This window comes from Paucibacter sp. B51 (assembly GCF_027863535.1).
Classification (GTDB): Bacteria; Pseudomonadota; Gammaproteobacteria; order Burkholderiales; family Burkholderiaceae_C; genus Paucibacter_A; species Paucibacter_A aquatilis.
Window position 1 is genome coordinate 3,127,629 of the sequence record NZ_JAPIVN010000001.1, and the last position, 16,082, is coordinate 3,143,710.

Consider the following 16,082-nt stretch of genomic DNA (forward strand, 5'->3'; position numbering starts at 1 on the left):
CCGTACAACAAAGCGGGGCGGCCGGGACGGGCGCAGCGTGAGCCCGTCGCCAGCCAGAAAGGGGCGGCAGTGTACGCAAGCGGCGTCCGCGGCGCCTGCGCCCGGCGCAATGGTCGCAGCTTTGCCATTGCCATTGCGTCTATCGTCTTGCGAAAAGCTTCGTAGCCAAGGAGACTGCCTGCCGGCTTGAATGTGCCGCTGCGCCCGGCGTCGTGGCGCTGTTTTTTTGCACGGACCGCAGGCTGTGTGCCTCGTCACCTTGTCATCCACCTCTATTGGAGCCGCCTCATGACACGTTTGACCGCCCAGGATTTCTCGCCCGAGATCCTTCGGCTCTTCGACCACTATGTGCACGGCGGCCTCAGCCGTCGCGGCTTTCTCGACCAGGCGCAGCGAGCCCTGGGCAGCGCCGCTGCGGCCACGGCCACGCTGGCGGCCCTGTCGCCCCGCTTTGCCGCGGCGCAGCAGGTCAAGCCGGACGATGCGCGCATCAGCACCCGCTGGCTGGAGATCGATTCGCCCCAGGGCAATGGCCGCGTTCGCGGCTACCTGGCGCGGCCTGCCGGCGCCAAGGGCCGCTTGCCCTCGGTCCTGGTGGTGCATGAAAACCGGGGCCTGAACCCGCACATCGAGGACATCACCCGGCGCCTGGCGCTGGACGGCTTTCTCGCCTTCGCGCCTGATGCGCTTTTCAACCTGGGCGGCTACCCCGGCGACGAAGACAAGGCGCGCGAGCTCTTCGGCAAGCTCGATGCGGGCAAGACCCGTGCCGATTTTGTGGCCGCAGCCCGTGCGCTGCAGGCCTTGCCCGAGGGCAACGGCCGTGTCGGTGTGGTGGGGTTCTGCTTCGGTGGTGGCATCGCCAACTACCTGGCCACCCAGCTGCCCGACCTGGCCGCCGCCGTGCCTTTCTACGGCGGCCAGCCGCCGGTTGAAGAGGTGGCCAAGATCAAGGCCCCGCTCCTGATCCACTATGCCGCCCAGGACGAACGCATCAACGCCGGCTGGCCCAAGTACGAGGCCGCGCTCAAGGCCGCCGGCGTGCCCTTCGAGGCGCACATCTACGCCGGCACCCAGCATGGTTTCAACAACGACACCACGCCGCGATTCGATGCCGAGGCGGCCAAGCTGGCCTGGCAGCGCACCGTGGATTTCTTCAAGGCCAAGCTGGCTTGAGGGTTGGAGGCCCGCCGTGCCCCGGGCAAGAGCCCGGGCCGGCAAGGGCAATCCGGGGCGGCGATGATGTGTGCTCTTGAATCTTGAACGCCTTCTTGCCCACATTGCCCATGTCCGATCTGAGCTCCTTCGCCATCACCCGCAAATGGCCGGCCCGCCACCCCGAGCGTCTGCAGCTCTACTCCCTGCCCACGCCCAATGGCGTCAAGGTGTCGATCGCGCTGGAGGAGCTGGGCCTGCCTTACGAGGCGCATCGCGTCAGCTTTGACAGCCAGGACCAGTTCTCGCCCGAGTTCCTGTCCCTGAACCCCAACAACAAGATTCCGGCCATCCTCGACCCGCAGGGCCCGGGCGGCGTGCCTTTGGCGCTGTGGGAATCGGGCGCCATCCTGGTCTACCTGGCTGAGAAGCCGCAGGCGCAAGCGCTTCAGTTGCTGCCTGCCGATGCGGCTCTGCGTTACGAGACCCTGCAGTGGCTGATGTTCCAGATGGGCGGCGTCGGGCCGATGATGGGTCAGCTGGGTTTCTTCCACAAGTTTGCGGGCAAGGACTACGAGGACAAACGCCCGCGCGACCGCTACGCCGCCGAGACACGCCGCCTGCTGGGCGTGTTGAACCAGCGACTGAGCGGCCGCCGCTGGCTGATGGGCGACGCGTACACGATCGCAGACATCGCCGTCTTCCCCTGGATCAACAACCTCCTGAACTTCTACGGCGCCGGCGAGTTGGTCGGCATCGCCGAGTTCCCCGAAGTGGCGCGGGTGCTGCAGGCCTTTCTCGACCGCCCGGCGGTGCAGCGCGGATTGCAACAACCGGGCCTCGCCTGAGCGCCACCCCCTCCAAAGAGGGCCCTCTTTCGGGTTAGAGCGATTTCCTGTCTGGGCGCGCACAGTGCGCAGCAGCTCGCGGGCTTTTCCGCCGCCACAGCAGGAGATCCACATGCATTTCGAAGAAGTTGACGCCGGGGACTACCGTATCTACGCCGGCGCCATGAATCGCTTGCACAGCTATGGCTATGTGGCCGCCGTCGTGGTGATGCGGGTGCGAGGCGAACTGCCGCGCCAGGAAGCCTACCGGGATGAAGCCCTGGCCGGCGGTTTTGGCTGGTCCTCGCCGGCCGAGGCCCTGCGCTTTGCCATCAATGCCGGGCGCGATTTCGTCATGTGTCGCATCGGCGCCCCGGCCTGAGGCAGCCCTACCGTATGGGGCTTTGTGGCTGAAAAACGCCGCTGCGGGCCTGTTGGGGCAGCCGCCCGAGGTCGATAAACCGCTGTTCGTCGCGCGGCTTGCTTCAAAGCCTTGGAGTCGGGCTTGCCTGCGGCTACGCTGCCGGCATGTCGAAAGTTCCCCCATTGCTGGACGGTCAGGCCGCCAGCACCGGCCGCATGCCGTTTGCGCGGCAAGAGGCTGCAACCGTGTTGAGCCAGGCGGAAGCCTGGCAGGCCTTTCTGGTCTACCTGAATCCCAGCCGGGTGCTGTCCACCCTGGGCCTGGCGGCTTTCGCCGCCGTTCTGCTCTCGCCCATCTTCGCTGTCAGCTTTCCGGTTCTGCTGGGGCGCACCTTGTTTGTCGGCCTGCTGGGCCTGCTGGGCTTTGCCGTGGCCGGCCACTGGCCCCGGCTCCTGCCGCGTTGGCTGGCGCGCTGGTTGCTGCAGGTGCTGGCCGTGGTGGTGATGGTGCCGACGGCCACCCTGGTTGTGTACCTGGTGGCGGTGGGCGGAGATCTCTACCGCCTGCTCAACAGCGAAGGGCGTATGTTCGGCTTTCTCTGGATCGCCGGCTCGGGCCTGCTGGTGGCGCCGCTGCTGGCCATGGGCGCGCTGTACCGGCAGCGCGATGCCGAGGCGCGCAGCCAGGCCTTGCGCTTCGAACTGGAGCGCAGCGAGCTGGAGCGCCAAGCCCTCGATGTGCGCCTGCGCCTGCTGCAAGCCCAGGTCGAGCCCCATTTCCTCTTCAACACCCTGGCCAATGTGCGCGCCCTGGTGGAAACCGGCAGCCCGCAAGCGGCACCGGTGCTGCGCAGCCTGATTGCCTATCTGCGCGCCGCCATGCCGCGCCTGCAGAGCGAGGTGGCAACCCTGGGCGACGAGCTGACCCTTGTGCGCGCCTATCTCGAGCTGATGCACCTGCGCATGCCGGACCGGCTCAGCTTTAGCATCCACATTCCGGCCGAGCTGGAGAACCTGCGCTTTCCGCCCATGGCCTTGCTGACCCTGGTGGAGAACGCGGTGCGCCATGGCATCGATCCCAGCGAGGAGGGTGGCCACATCGAGCTCGGTGCCGAGCGCAGCACAGCCGAGGGTGGGGTTCGCCTCTGGGTCAGCGACAGCGGCATGGGCCTGAGCCAGAGCGCGGGCTCGGGCACCGGCCTGCGCAATCTGCGCGAGCGGCTCAAGGTCTTCTACCCCGGCGGGGCCAGCCTGGCCCTGAGTGAGAATCAGCCGCACGGCCTGCGCGCCGAGATCCAGTTTCAGCCATGAGTTCAGACCTGCCCCAAACCGTCGCCCCAACCGCTGTTCCTGCCGCTGCGCCCACCGCCCTGGTTGCCGACGATGAACCTCTGTTGCGCGACAGCCTGGTGCGCGCGCTCGCGCAGGCCTGGCCGGAGCTGCAGGTGCTGGGCCAGGCGCGCAATGGCCGCGAGGCGGTCGAGAAGTTTGAGCAGCTGCGCCCGGACATCGTGTTTCTCGATGTGCACATGCCGGGCCTGAACGGGGTCGAGGCGGCGCGGCAGTTGGCGCGTCGTGCGCACATCGTCTTTGTCACGGCCTACGAGCAGTACGCCGTCCAGGCCTTTGAGCAGGGCGCCTTGGATTACCTGGTCAAGCCGATCGATGAGGCCCGCTTGGCGGACACGGTTGCGCGGCTGAAGCAGCGCCTGGTGGAGCAGCGCTCCGTGCAGGGGCACGCACCGGTGCTGGATGCTGCAGAGCTTGCGGCGAAGGATGCCTCGCCAGTGCTGCCGCCGGCCGCACTGGAGGCCGTGATTCAGCAGCTGTTGACGCGCCTGCAGCAATCGCCCCGAGCCGAGCCCACCGTGGTGACCGCCGCGCCGGGCGCTTCGACTTTGCCGGCGAGATCAGCGGCCAGCGCCGCTCAACCGGCCTATCTGCAGTGGATCCGTGCCTCGGTGGGCGCCAGCTTGAAGCTGATTCCGGTGGACGAGATCATCTACCTGCGTTCGGACGAGAAGTACACCCTGGTGGTCTGGCCCGAGGGTGAGGCCTTGATCCGCACGCCCATCCGTGAGCTGATGGAGCAGATCGACCCACAGCGCTTTGCCCAGGTTCACCGCTCGGTGGTGGTCAATCTGCATGCCATCAGCCACGTCACCCGGGGCCCGAACGAGACCGCCGATGTGCACCTGAAGGACCGGCCCGAGGTGCTGCCGGTCAGCCGCAGTTACCTGCACCTGTTCCGGCAGATGTAAGCCAAGCCCGGGGCGGGCTCATCGGCTCAGCGGCTTGGCGCGGGCCCGCTGACCACCACCGGGTCCAGGCGCCACAGCACCGGCGTCTTGCCCTCGGGCGTGAAGAACCAGCTGTCGACCAGGCCAACGACGATCAGCAGCAGCAAGGCCGCGAGCAGGGCGCCATGCAAGCCACTTTCCGAAAACACATGGATGCTTTTGCGGGCCATGATGGACTCCTTCCTGGCTCATGAAAACAGCGGGGCGGTCCGAACAACTCTAGGCCGCCTTCGCAGGGAGTTCCAGTGTCGCGAGCCGGTGACAGGCATGAAAAAAGGCGGCCGAAGCCGCCTTGTTCTGGGTGGTCCGGAGACTGCTCAGGCGTTCACTCAAACCATCGCTCAAATATTTGCTCAGATGGCCTCGGTGCGGGCCATCAGCCAGGCCAGGCCGGCGCCGCTGAGCAGAGGGGCCAGGCGGCGGCGCACCTCGGCGTGGTACTGGTTCAGCCAGGCGATCTCGTCCGCGCGCATCAGGCTCAGGTCGATGCAGCGGGTTTCGATCGGGCACAGGGTCAGGGTCTCGAAGCGCAGCATCTCGCCGAACTGGCCGCGCTCGGGCGTGTCCAGGCCGGTGTTGAGCACCAGGTTCTCGATGCGCACGCCCCATTGCCCCGGGCGGTAGAGACCCGGTTCGATCGAGGTGATCATGCCGTGCTCCATGGCCATGGTCGCGTCGGGCACGGCCTTGGAGATGCTTTGCGGGCCTTCATGGACGTTCATGAAGTAGCCGACGCCGTGGCCGGTGCCGTGGCTGTAGTCCAGGCCATGCTCCCACAGCGGGCTGCGTGCCAGGGCGTCGAGCATGGGGCTGAGCGTGCCGCGCGGGAAGCAGGCGCGTGAGAGGTTGATCGTGCCCTTGAGCACCAGGGTGTAGTCGCGCTTTTGCGCGGCGCTGACCTCGCCGATGCCCCAGACGCGGGTGATGTCGGTGGTGCCGCCCAGGTACTGGCCGCCCGAGTCGATCAGCAGCAGGCCGTTGCCCTCGATCACGCTGTGCGAAGCCGGCGTGGCGCGGTAGTGCGGCATGGCGCCGTTGGCATTGAAGCCGGCGATGGTGGGGAAGCTCAGGCCCTTGAAGCCGGGGCGGCGCGCGCGTGCGGCCGTCAGCTCCTCGTCGATGGTCAGCTCGGTGATGCGCTGCTGGCCCAGGGCGCTCTCCAGCCAGGCGTAGAACTCGCACATGGCGGCGCCGTCCTGCTCCATGGCCTCGCGCACGAAGGCGGCTTCGGCGGCGGTCTTGCGGCTCTTGGCCAGGGTGCTGGGGTTGATCGCTTCACGGATGCTGGCGCTGGCCGGCACGGCCTGGCGCAGGCCGAAGGTGACGCGCTTGGGGTCCATCAGAACGCGCGCATCGGCCGGTAGGGCGGCCAGGGCGGTGGCGGCCTCAGCGTAGGGGCGCAGGCTCACGCCGTCGGCGGCCAGGCGGGCCTGCAGGGCCGCGTCGATCTTGCCTTCGGCCACAAACAGGGTGGCCGCTTGCGCGTCCAGCAGCACATGGGCCATGAAGACCGGGTTGTAGTCCACGTCCGAGCCGCGCAGGTTCAGCAGCCAGGCCACATCGTCGACGCTGCTGATGAAATGGTGGCTGCAGCCCTGGGTGGCCACGGCGGCGCGGATGGCGGCCAGCTTGTCGGCGCGGCTGACCGTGGCCTGCGGAGCGGTGTGTTCCCAGACGGCGCTGTCGGGCAGACCCGGGCGCTCGGCCCAGACTTCGTCGACCAGGTCGATGTCGGTGCGCAGGGTGATGCGAGCTTCGGCCATGGCCGTGCTCAGCAGGCGGGCCAGGGCCAGGCCCAGCACCTGGCCGTCCACGGCCAGGGTCTGGCCGGCTTGCAGCTGGGCGGCGATCCAGGCGATGTAGTCGGTGGCCGCTCCGCTCATGACCTTGACCAGCTCGATGCCGGTGCCGGCCAGCTCGGTCTCGGCCTGGGTCCAGTAGCGGCTGTCGGCAAAGATGGCGGCGCGCTCGCGCGTCACCACCAGGGTGCCGACCGAGCCGGTGAAGCCCGACAGCCACTGGCGCGCCTGCCAGCGCTCGGGCAGGTATTCGGACAGATGCGGGTCGGCCGAGGGCACCAGCACGGCGTGGACGTCGTTGCGCTTCAGGGCATCGCGCATTTTCTCGATGCGCAGGGTCAGGGTGGATGTGCGAGCGTCCATGGCGGGGTCTCCGGGTCTGTGGTGCGTCTGCGCGGGTCGCGCGTGGGGCGCGGGTGTGCGCCTGAATCGTCTGAAACCGGGCGGAATTGTAGGTGGCTGTGGCCTGGCAGGTCGGCGCGCTGCGCTCGAAGCTGGCGCTTTGCGCCCGAATTTGGCGCGAGAGGTGAGCTTCAAGCCGGCGGCAGCCAGAACTCGAACAGGCAGCCGCCCTGGGCGTGGTTGTGGGCGTTCAGCGTGCCGCCATGGGCATGCATGATCTTGCGCGCGATGGTCAGGCCCAGGCCTGTGCCTCCGCTGCCGGGCTTGTGATTGCTGCCCTGTACAAAAGGCTGGAACACCGATTCCAGTTCGGCCTCCGGAATGCCCGGGCCTTGGTCATGGACAGAGATGCATAGACCGGCAGGCTCTCGTCGCACCTGCACGTCCACCGTGCTGCCGCTGGGGGCGAAGCGCAGGGCGTTGTCCAGCACATTGCGCAGCGCCTGTTGCAGGCGTGGCGGATTGATGGCAGCCATCAGCGGCTGCTCGGGCGGCAGTTGCAAAGCCAGCAGGACTTCGCGCGGCTGGGCCCGGCCCTGCATCTCCTTGTGCAGCTCCAGCAGCAGGGGCCGCAGGTCCTGGATTTCAAGCTTGAGCTGGCCCTGTGTGCTTTCGACATGGGACAGATCCAGCAGCGGATCCACCAGATCCTGCATGCGCTGGCCGGCGGTGTGGATGCGGGCAAACATGTCCTGCAGCTTGGGGTGCTCGCCGCTGCGATTCAGGCCCAGCTCGGAGAAGCCGATGATGCTTTGCAGCGGCGTGCGCAGTTCGTGGCTCATATTGGCGACGAATTCGCTCTTCATCTTGTTGGTGCGCTCGGCCGCGTCGCGCGCCTCGCGGATCTGGCGCTCGGCCTCGACAAAGCGGCTCACATCAATCGCGCTGCCCAGCACACCGGCCGTGCGGCCCTGGGCATCGGTGAACACGGTACGGTGGGTCAGGTAGTCACGGCCGCGCTCGTGGATCTCCAGCTGTTCGCTGCCGCCCTCGCGAAGCAGGCGCGCGTCCAGCTCCTCGGGCTTTCGTGCGACGCCGGCTGGGCGCAGCTCGCTGAGCTTGCGGCCCAGGGCCAGGTTCTTGTCCACGCCCGACATCTCGCTCCAGGCCTGGTTGACCATGACGAAGCGCAGTTGCTGGTCCTTGGCAAAGATGGGGATGGGGCAGACGTCGATCAGGCGGGCCGTGAAGTCGAGCTGGGCCTGCAGGCGTTGGCGGGCGTCCTCGCGTTCGGTCACGTCGATGGCAAAACCGACGAAGCCGTGAATCTGGCCGTTGTCCTGACGCACCGGCGTGACGGTCACCTCGAGCACCCGCTGCCGCCCCTGCTGGGGCAGCAGGCGCAGGGCGATGGGCAGGTTGAGAAAGCCGCTGCCGGTGTGAAAGAGGCTGCGCGCCCGGGCTTGGTCACGCGGGTCGATCAACTCGGAGAAGCGGCGTCCCAGCATCGGGGCTTGGTCCTTGCTGCTGAGGAAATCGGCATGGTTGACGAACTGCAGCAGGCCCTCCGGGTCGGTGCGGAACATCAGCTCCTGAACGTTGTGAATGAGCAGGCTTTGCTCGCGTTCCTTGGTCGCCAGGTGGCGGTGGGCGGTCTGCAGCTCACGCCGAGCGAGGTCGTAAGCGCCCAGGGCGCGCCAGGCCATGGCGCCCAGAGCCGCCATCACGGCCAGGCCGGCCGCCAGGCTCAGGCCGACGACCCGGGCGCTCTGAAACAGCTGGTTCATTAACAGGCCGCTGGGCAGCTCCACCACCACCACCCAGGGGTGGTCGCGGGCCAGTTCGAATGCACCCAGGGCAGGCGACGGGTCCAGCCCTTGCTCGCTCTCGTAGCTGGCGCGTTCACGCCCGGGCAGGTGATCGCGGAACACGGTGTGGCCGGCCAGCATGCTGCCGGGCTCGCGCACAGGCTGGACACGACTGGCGATCAGCTGGCCGCTCAGGCTCAACAGCGCGGCCTGGTGCTGGCCGCTGCCCAACTGGCGTTCAAATAGATTGGCGAAATAGTCCGGGTTCAGCGCTGCCACCAGATGCAGGGGCGCCCGATTGCCGACCAGACTCAGAGTCATGGGCACAAAGTAGCTTGAAGCTCTCGTGGCTGCCGTGATCCCGGGCTTGCCATCGGCCTGGCCGGCAGTCGGATGAGCGGGCAGCTCGTTCAGATCGCGGCCTTGCTGCACATCGCCGAGCCTGGCGCTGCCACTGATGATCTCGGGCTTGTGACTCAGGCGCAGCAGATCCAGTTGCAGGTCCAGATTGGTCGGATTGCTGCTGGCAATCACGCGGCCGTTCTCGTCCAGCAGCGAGAAGCTACGCACAAAGGGCAGGCCAGGCAAGGTCTGGCTCAGCAAGCGGCTGCTGGCCGCGCCCTCGGGGCTGGGCGAATCACTGGCGCCGAGGCTGCGGGCCAGGCCTTGCAGGGCCAAGTTGGCAGTTCCCAGGGTCTGGTTGGTCTGGGCCTCCAGCGTGCGGGCGTAGAGGGCGCAGTGTTCGATTTCGGTATGCCGGTTCTGGCGGTACTCCAGCCACAAGAAACCGCCGGCCAGTGCAAGCAGGGCCAGGCTCAGCAGGGCCGTGCCCCAAATCGCCATGCCGCCGTTGACCCAGGCCGGCAACTGGGCAGGGGGCGGCTGGAAGCCTGGGGCTTGATCGCTCATGGGTCGATCGATCGGCTCGCGGGCCGGTCAGCGCGGCAGCAGAATTTCACTCAGGCCGTGCTTCTTGGCCGCCGCCACCAGGCGGCCGTCTTTCTTGATCGCGGCCACAAAGGTGTTGAGCCGGCCCAGCCACTCCTCATCGCCGGGTTTGACGGCGTAGGCATAGGGCAGAACGGAAAACGGCGTCGGTGAGGACACCAGACGTGCCCAGTCGGCGTTGTCCAGCAGGCGGCGGCTGTAGGGGTAGTCGGTCATGAAGATGTCCACTCGGCCGGCTTCCAGCTCCTGCTCGCGGGTCTGCGGTGGGCGGATCACCACCACCTGGGCCTGTTTGAGCCAGGCGCTGACCACCGGCTCCATGAAGGTGCCGGCCTGCACGGCGACCTTGATGCCGGGCTTGTCGATGTCTGACCAGGCGCGGATGCTGCGGCTGCTGCGCGTGGTGATGCCGTAAATGTCGCTCTGCAGGTAGGGGCTGCTGAAACGCAGCTGCTGCTGGCGCTCCGCCGTCACGCCGATGGCGAACATGGCCACATCGCAGCGATCACGGCTCAGGTCCTCGATCAGCTTGGGAAAGGACGACTCGACATGCTGCAGTTTGACGCCCAGATCCTGGGCCAGGGCCGCGGACAGATCGATGTCGATGCCCTGCAGTTCGCCGGTGCGCGGGCTGCGGAAGGTGACGCCGTAGTAGCCGGGCCAGATGCAGACCTTGAGCTGCTGCTCGCGCTGCACGCGCTTGAGCACGTCGCCGGCCTGGGCCGGGGCCATGCCGGCCGCCAACAAGGTGAAAAGGGCAACACATCCCAGACGGGTCGCGGCAAGCGTCGACCGGCCCGGAATCCACATCAAACTGCGCATGACAAGGACCCCTGTGTGCGGCACGCTTCCTGGCACGATCAGGGGTCCGATCTGGACCCGGTGCTCCCATGGGCGGCCGTCGCAGCCGACTGTATAGCAAAGCCACGGGGCTCAAACCGCAGGAATTGGCCGTTTGTACCGCCTTGTCCTGCAGTTTGAGGCTGGGGCGGGCTCAGAGCTCGGTGCGCAGCGCCCACAGCTCGGGGAAGAGCACCGTGTCCAGCATCTTGCGCAGGTAGGACACGCCCGAGGTGCCGCCGGTGCCGCGCTTGAAGCCGATCACCCGCTCGACCGTGGTGACATGGCGGAAGCGCCAGAGCCGGAAAGCATCCTCCAGGTCGACCAGTTCCTCGCCCATCTGATAAAGATCCCAGTGCTGCTCGGGGCTGCGGTAGACCTCCAGCCAGGCGGCCTTGACGCCTTCGCTGGCGGCATAAGGCTGGGTCCAGTCGCGCTCCAGGGCCTCGGCAGGCACGGCAATGCCACGTCGCTGCATCAGGCGGATCGCTTCGTCGTAGAGCGAGGGCGCACGCCAGGCCGCCTCCACCTCGGCCAGCAGATCGGGTCGGTGGGCGTGCGGCTTGAGCATGGCCGCGTTCTTGTTGCCCAACATGAACTCGATGCGGCGGTATTGCGCGCTCTGGAAGCCGCTGCTGTTCGAGAGGTAAGGCCGGATGGCCGTGTACTCGGGCGGCGTCATGGTGGCCAGCACGTCCCAGGCATGGACCAGCTGTTCCATGATCTTGGACACCCGGGCCAGCATCTTGAAAGCCTCGGGCAGGCGGTCGGCCGCCACACAGGCCACGGCCGCCTGCATCTCATGCAGCATCAGCTTCATCCACAGCTCCGAGGTCTGGTGCTGGACGATGAAGAGCATCTCGTTGTGCTCGGGCGAGAGCGGATGCTGGGCGCTGAGGATCTGGTCGAGATGCAGGTAGTCCCCGTAGCTCATGTCTTTCGAGAAATCGAGCTGCGCCCCGTGGAATGAAGCCCCCACGTCGCTGCGCTCCTGCCCCCCGAGGGGGCGCCCGCTGCCTTGGGGCGGCCCGGCGTCAGCGGCTTTCACAATCTGCTCGGTCCGACCCGCCTGGCCTTCGTGATGGTGCGGGCAGCTCATGTCACCGCTCCCTGGCGTGCGAACTCGGGGCGCTGCCACTCTTCGGTCTTGAGCACCTGGTAGAGGTGTTCCACGGCGGCATAGACGTCGGCAAAGCCTATGTAGAGCGGCGTGAAGCCGAAGCGCAGGATGTGGGGCACTTCGTCGAGTCGGGCCGGGTCACCGGCGCGGAAGTCGCCGATCACGCCGCGTGCGATCAGGGCCTGGATCACCGCATAGCCGGCATGCTGCAGCGGTGCGGCCAGGCTCAGGCAGACCTGGCTGCCGCGCCGCTCAGGATTGCGGGGCGAGGCCAGGCGCACGCCCAGGGCGCCGCAACGTTCCTCGGCCAGCTCGATGAAGAGCTCCGTCAGCGCGATGCTCTTTTTGCGCAGCGCGGCCATGCCGCCCAGGCCCTCGGCCGCCAGCACCGTGTCGACCCCGCATTCCAGCGCCGCGGTGGACAGCATGGCCGGCGTGCCGCAGATATAGCGCTTGATGCCGGGGGCGGGTTGGTAGTCCGGCGTGAACTGGAAGGGTGCGGCATGGCCCAGCCAGCCCGAGAGCGGCTGCCAGAAGCGGTCGGCATGGCGCGGGTGGGCCCAGACAAAAGCCGGGGCGCCGGGGCCGCCGTTCAGGTATTTGTAGCCGCAGCCGACGGCGAAGTCGGCATCCGCGCCTTTCAAGTCCACCGGCACGGCGCCGGCCGAGTGGGCCAGGTCCCAGATCACCAGGGCGCCGGCCGCGTGGGCGGCGGCGGTCAAGGCCTTCATATCGTGCTTGTAGCCGGTGCGGTAGTTGACCTCGGTGATCATCAGCACGGCCAGATCGGCGTTCAGCGTGCCCGCGATCTCGTCCACGCTGTCCACCAGGTGCAGGCGCGCGCCATGCTGGCGGGCCAGGCTTTCGGCGATGTAGAGATCGGTCGGGAAGTTGCTGCGCTCGGAGACGATGAGCTTGCGCGCCGGGGCATCCGCCTGGGCAATGCGCAGGCCGGCGGACAGCACTTTGTAGAGGTTCAGTGAGGTCGAGTCCGCCACCACCAGCTCGCCCGGGCCGGCGCCCACCAGGCGGGCGATCTTGTCGCCGATCTTGCCGGGCAGGTCCATCCAGCCGGCCGTGTTCCAGCTCTTGATCAGGTCCTCGCCCCATTCGCGCTGGATCACCTCCTGCACGCGGCCCAGGGTGGCGCGCGGCAGCACGCCCAGAGAATTGCCGTCCAGGTAGATGACGCCGGGCGGCAGGTCGAACTGCTGGCGCAGCTCGCGCAAGGGGTCCTCTTGGTCGAGGACGTCGCAGTCTTGCAAGGTGGTCATGGTCGTGTCTCCAGGGGAAAGTCGAAATCGGTTCGGTCAGAGCGCGCGCAGCACCGCGCGCACCGGCGAGGCGCAGGCGCCGGCCAGCTTCAGGGGCAGGGCGATCAGCTCGTAGTCGCCCTCGGGCACCTCGTCCAGCACCAGGTTCTCCAGCACGCGCAGGTCCAGGCGCAGCAGCTGCTGGTGGCTGTCCAGGCTCTTGCTGCTGGCCGGGTCCACCGAGGGCGTGTCCAGGCCGATCAGGCGCACGCCGCGCGCGGCCAGCCAGGCCACGGTCTCGGGCGCGAAGGCGCTGAAATCAGGGTTCCAGACCGTGTCGGCGCGCTCGCAGCAGCGCACCAGCACGCGCGGCGGCAGGCCTTCGGCCGCATGCTGCACATGTTCGATGCGGATCAGCGGCCCGCAGCCGATGGCGTGGATCACGCGGCAGGGGCCTAGATAGGCGTCGAGCGCCACGCTGGCCGCGTCGGCGGCATCGCTCGCGTAGTGCAAGGGCGCATCGGCATGGGCGCCGACATGGGGCGACATGGTCAGCGCGCTCAGATTGACCGGGCAGTCGGGCGAGAGCCGTGCCGTCCAGTTCAGGCGGTAGGGCTCGTCGCCGGGAAAGATCGGGGCCTCGGGCGAGACCGTGGGCGAGATGTCCCAGAGTGTCTTGGGCGGCATGTGTGGGGTGCTCTCAGTGATTCATCAACAGCTCAAACACTGCGGCCAGTCCCCGGGGGAGGGGGCCAAGCTCACAGCGGGCGAGACCTTAACAAGGCCTGAAAGCGCGTGGTGTCGGTTAATTCCAACATCTGCGCACGCACGTTCGGCCCCGGGTGTGAAACGAAATCGGAAGCCAAATTGAACAGGGTATGTCCCGATCCGGCAAGCTCAGAATAATTGTTGACGCTTAAACTATCAAGGCCTAAAGTGCGCCGCAACACCACGGTTTCAGCGAGAGCCCAGCATGCGCATCACCTGTATCGGCGGCGGCCCGGCCGGCCTGTATTTCGCCCTGCTGATGAAGCAGCAAGACCCCAGCCACGAGATCACCGTGCTGGAGCGCAACCGCCCCGGCGACACCTTCGGCTGGGGCGTGGTCTTCTCCGACCAGACCCTGGGCGCCATGCGTGAAGCCGATGCGCCCACGGCCGAGGCCATCCTGACCGCCTTCAACCACTGGGACGATATCGATGTGCACATCGCCGGCCGCAGCATGCGCTCGGGCGGCCATGGTTTTTGCGGCATCGGCCGCATGAAGCTGCTGAACATCCTGCAGGCGCGCTGCGCCGAGCTGGGTGTGAAGCTGGTCTACGAACATGAGGTGCAAGACGATGAGGGTGTGGACGCCGACCTCATCATCGCCTGCGACGGCCTGAACAGCCGCATCCGCCAGAAGTACAGCGCCATTTATCAGCCCGACATTGATCTGCGCCAATGCCGCTTTGTCTGGCTGGGCACGACCAAGCTCTTTGACGCCTTCACGTTTGACTTTCAGAAGACCGAGCATGGCTGGTTCCAGGCCCATGCTTACAAGTTCGACGAGACGCATTCGACCTTCATCGTCGAGACGCCCGAGTCGGTCTGGCAGGCCGCCGGCCTGGAGGCCATGAGCAAGGAAGAGGGCATTGCCTTCTGCGAGCGCCTGTTCGCCAAGGTGCTGGACGGCCACACGCTAATCAGCAACGCCTCGCACCTGCGCGGCTCGGCGCAGTGGATCCGCTTCCCGCGCGTGGTCTGCAAGAACTGGGTGCACCACAACGGCCGCGCGCCCGTGGTGCTGATGGGCGATGCCGCCCACACCGCGCACTTCTCCATCGGCTCGGGCACCAAGCTGGCGCTGGAAGACGCGATCGCCTTGGCACGCGATATCGGCGACGCCGGTGGTGATCTGACGCGCGCCCTGGAGGTCTACCAGGCCAGTCGCAGCATCGAGGTGCTGCGCATCCAGAATGCCGCGCGCAACTCCACCGAATGGTTTGAGAACGTCGAGCGCCACGCCCACTTGGCGCCCGAGCAGTTTGCCTATTCCCTGCTGACCCGCTCGCAGCGCATCTCGCACGAGAACCTGCGCCAGCGAGACGCCGGCTATGTGGGTCGCTTCGAGGCCTGGCTGGCGGCGCAGAGTGGCTTGCCCGAGCAGGCCGTGCCGCCCATGTTCACGCCCTTCCGCCTGCGCGGGCTGACGCTGAAGAACCGCGTCGTGGTCTCGCCCATGGCGCAGTACTCCTGTGTCGACGGCGTCGTCGGCGACTACCACCTGATGCACCTGGGCGCCCGTGCCACCGGCGGCGCCGGCCTGGTGTTCGCCGAGATGACCTGCCCCTCGGCCGATGGCCGCATCACGCCGGGTTGCCCCGGCCTCTACACCGATCTGCAGGGCCTGGCCTGGCAGCGCATCGTGGACTTCGTGCACACGCACAGCAGCGCCAAGATCGCCATGCAGCTGGGCCACGCCGGCGCCAAGGGCTCGACCCGGCGCGGCTGGGAGGGCATCGACCAGCCGCTGGAAACCGGCAACTGGCCGCTGATCTCGGCTTCACCGCAGCAGTACCTGGCAGGCGTGAGCCAGACCTCGCGCGCCATGGACCGGGCCGATATGGACCGGGTGCGCGATGACTTTGTCGCCGCCGCCCGCCGCGCGGCCGCGGCAGGATTCGACTGGCTGGAGCTGCACTGCGCTCACGGCTATCTGCTCTCCAGCTTCCTCTCGCCGCTGACCAACCACCGCGAGGACGAATACGGCGGTTCGCTGGAGAACCGCCTGCGCTACCCGCTCGAGGTCTTCCGCGCCCTGCGTGCGGTCTGGCCGGAAGAGCGGCCGATGTCGGTGCGCATCTCGGCCCATGACTGGGTGCCCGGCGGCAACACGCCGGAAGACGCGGTGCTGATCGCGGCGGCTTTCAAGGCGGCCGGTGCCGACCTGATCGATGTGTCCTCGGGCCAGGTCAGCAAGCAGGAAAAGCCCACCTACGGCCGCATGTGGCAAACCCCGTTCTCGGAAAGCATCCGCAACCGCGTCGGCATCGCCACCATGGCCGTGGGTGCCATCTCCGAGGCCGACCATGTCAACAGCATCATCGCGGCCGGCCGGGCTGACCTCTGCGCCATCGCCCGCCCGCATCTGGCCAACCCGGCCTGGACGCTCAGCGAAGCGGCGCGCATCGGCTACCAAGCCGGGCCGGGCCTCGACTGGCCGCGCGCCTATCTCTCGGCCAAGCCGCAGCTGGAAAAAGAGTTCGAGCGCCAGCGCGCGCAGGCCTCGGCCAGCGCGGGCCTGAGCGCACAAGAGCAGGCCAACAAGGCCTTGGGGGTTTGAGC

The 16,082-nt window shown here is 67.5% G+C and carries 13 protein-coding genes; 6 read left to right on the top strand and 7 right to left on the bottom strand.

The window, feature by feature from the left end; translation table 11 throughout:
* Window positions 1–288 precede the first annotated feature (288 nt).
* The 5 genes from OOB33_RS13450 (at window position 289) to OOB33_RS13470 (ending at window position 4,606) form a co-directional block, all read left to right on the top strand.
* On the top strand, window positions 289–1,176 hold the full coding sequence (locus tag OOB33_RS13450; RefSeq protein WP_271009049.1) for a dienelactone hydrolase family protein: 888 nt from the start codon (window positions 289–291) through the stop codon (window positions 1,174–1,176).
* 110 nt (window positions 1,177–1,286) lie between these two features.
* Entirely contained in the window at window positions 1,287–2,003 is a 717-nt protein-coding gene (locus OOB33_RS13455; RefSeq protein WP_102769980.1) for a glutathione S-transferase N-terminal domain-containing protein, read from the top strand.
* Between the two features lie 112 nt (window positions 2,004–2,115).
* A complete protein-coding gene (locus OOB33_RS13460; protein ID WP_102770411.1) occupies window positions 2,116–2,364 on the top strand; it encodes a hypothetical protein in 249 nt (82 codons plus the stop codon).
* 146 nt (window positions 2,365–2,510) lie between these two features.
* Window positions 2,511–3,656, top strand: coding sequence for a sensor histidine kinase (locus tag OOB33_RS13465; protein WP_271009050.1), 1,146 nt, complete (start codon window positions 2,511–2,513; stop codon window positions 3,654–3,656).
* Window positions 3,653–4,606: a LytR/AlgR family response regulator transcription factor gene (locus OOB33_RS13470; protein WP_271009051.1), complete on the top strand. Its 954-nt coding sequence runs from the start codon at window positions 3,653–3,655 to the stop codon at window positions 4,604–4,606. The genes OOB33_RS13465 and OOB33_RS13470 overlap by 4 nt, the downstream gene beginning before the upstream one ends.
* 26 nt (window positions 4,607–4,632) lie before the next feature.
* On the opposite strand, the gene OOB33_RS13475 is transcribed toward OOB33_RS13470, so the two are convergent.
* The 7 genes from OOB33_RS13475 to kynB all read right to left on the bottom strand — a co-directional run bounded on the left by OOB33_RS13475 (window position 4,633) and on the right by kynB (window position 13,442).
* On the bottom strand, window positions 4,633–4,815 hold the full coding sequence (locus OOB33_RS13475) for a hypothetical protein (RefSeq protein ID WP_102769982.1): 183 nt from the start codon (window positions 4,813–4,815) through the stop codon (window positions 4,633–4,635).
* 183 nt (window positions 4,816–4,998) lie between these two features.
* Window positions 4,999–6,807 (bottom strand): aminopeptidase P family protein, encoded by a 1,809-nt coding sequence (locus tag OOB33_RS13480; protein WP_102769983.1) that lies wholly within the window; start codon window positions 6,805–6,807, stop codon window positions 4,999–5,001.
* A 170-nt stretch (window positions 6,808–6,977) separates the two neighbouring features.
* Window positions 6,978–9,503 carry a sensor histidine kinase gene (locus tag OOB33_RS13485; RefSeq protein ID WP_271009052.1) on the bottom strand — a complete coding sequence of 842 codons (2,526 nt, stop codon included), beginning with the start codon at window positions 9,501–9,503 and terminating at the stop codon, window positions 6,978–6,980.
* 27 nt (window positions 9,504–9,530) lie between these two features.
* Window positions 9,531–10,274, bottom strand: coding sequence for an ABC transporter substrate-binding protein (locus OOB33_RS13490; RefSeq protein ID WP_271009053.1), 744 nt, complete (start codon window positions 10,272–10,274; stop codon window positions 9,531–9,533).
* A gap of 262 nt (window positions 10,275–10,536) precedes the next feature.
* Window positions 10,537–11,481, bottom strand: a complete 945-nt coding sequence (kynA, locus tag OOB33_RS13495) for a tryptophan 2,3-dioxygenase (protein WP_271009054.1) — start codon at window positions 11,479–11,481, stop codon at window positions 10,537–10,539.
* Entirely contained in the window at window positions 11,478–12,776 is a 1,299-nt protein-coding gene (gene kynU, locus OOB33_RS13500) for a kynureninase (RefSeq protein ID WP_271009055.1), read from the bottom strand. The genes kynA and kynU overlap by 4 nt, the downstream gene beginning before the upstream one ends.
* A 36-nt stretch (window positions 12,777–12,812) precedes the next feature.
* Window positions 12,813–13,442, bottom strand: a complete 630-nt coding sequence (gene kynB / locus OOB33_RS13505; protein WP_271009056.1) for an arylformamidase — start codon at window positions 13,440–13,442, stop codon at window positions 12,813–12,815.
* Window positions 13,443–13,728: 286 nt separating this feature from the next.
* On the opposite strand from kynB, the gene OOB33_RS13510 reads away from it, so the two are divergent.
* On the top strand, window positions 13,729–16,080 hold the full coding sequence (locus OOB33_RS13510; RefSeq protein ID WP_271009057.1) for a bifunctional salicylyl-CoA 5-hydroxylase/oxidoreductase: 2,352 nt from the start codon (window positions 13,729–13,731) through the stop codon (window positions 16,078–16,080).
* Window positions 16,081–16,082 lie beyond the last annotated feature (2 nt).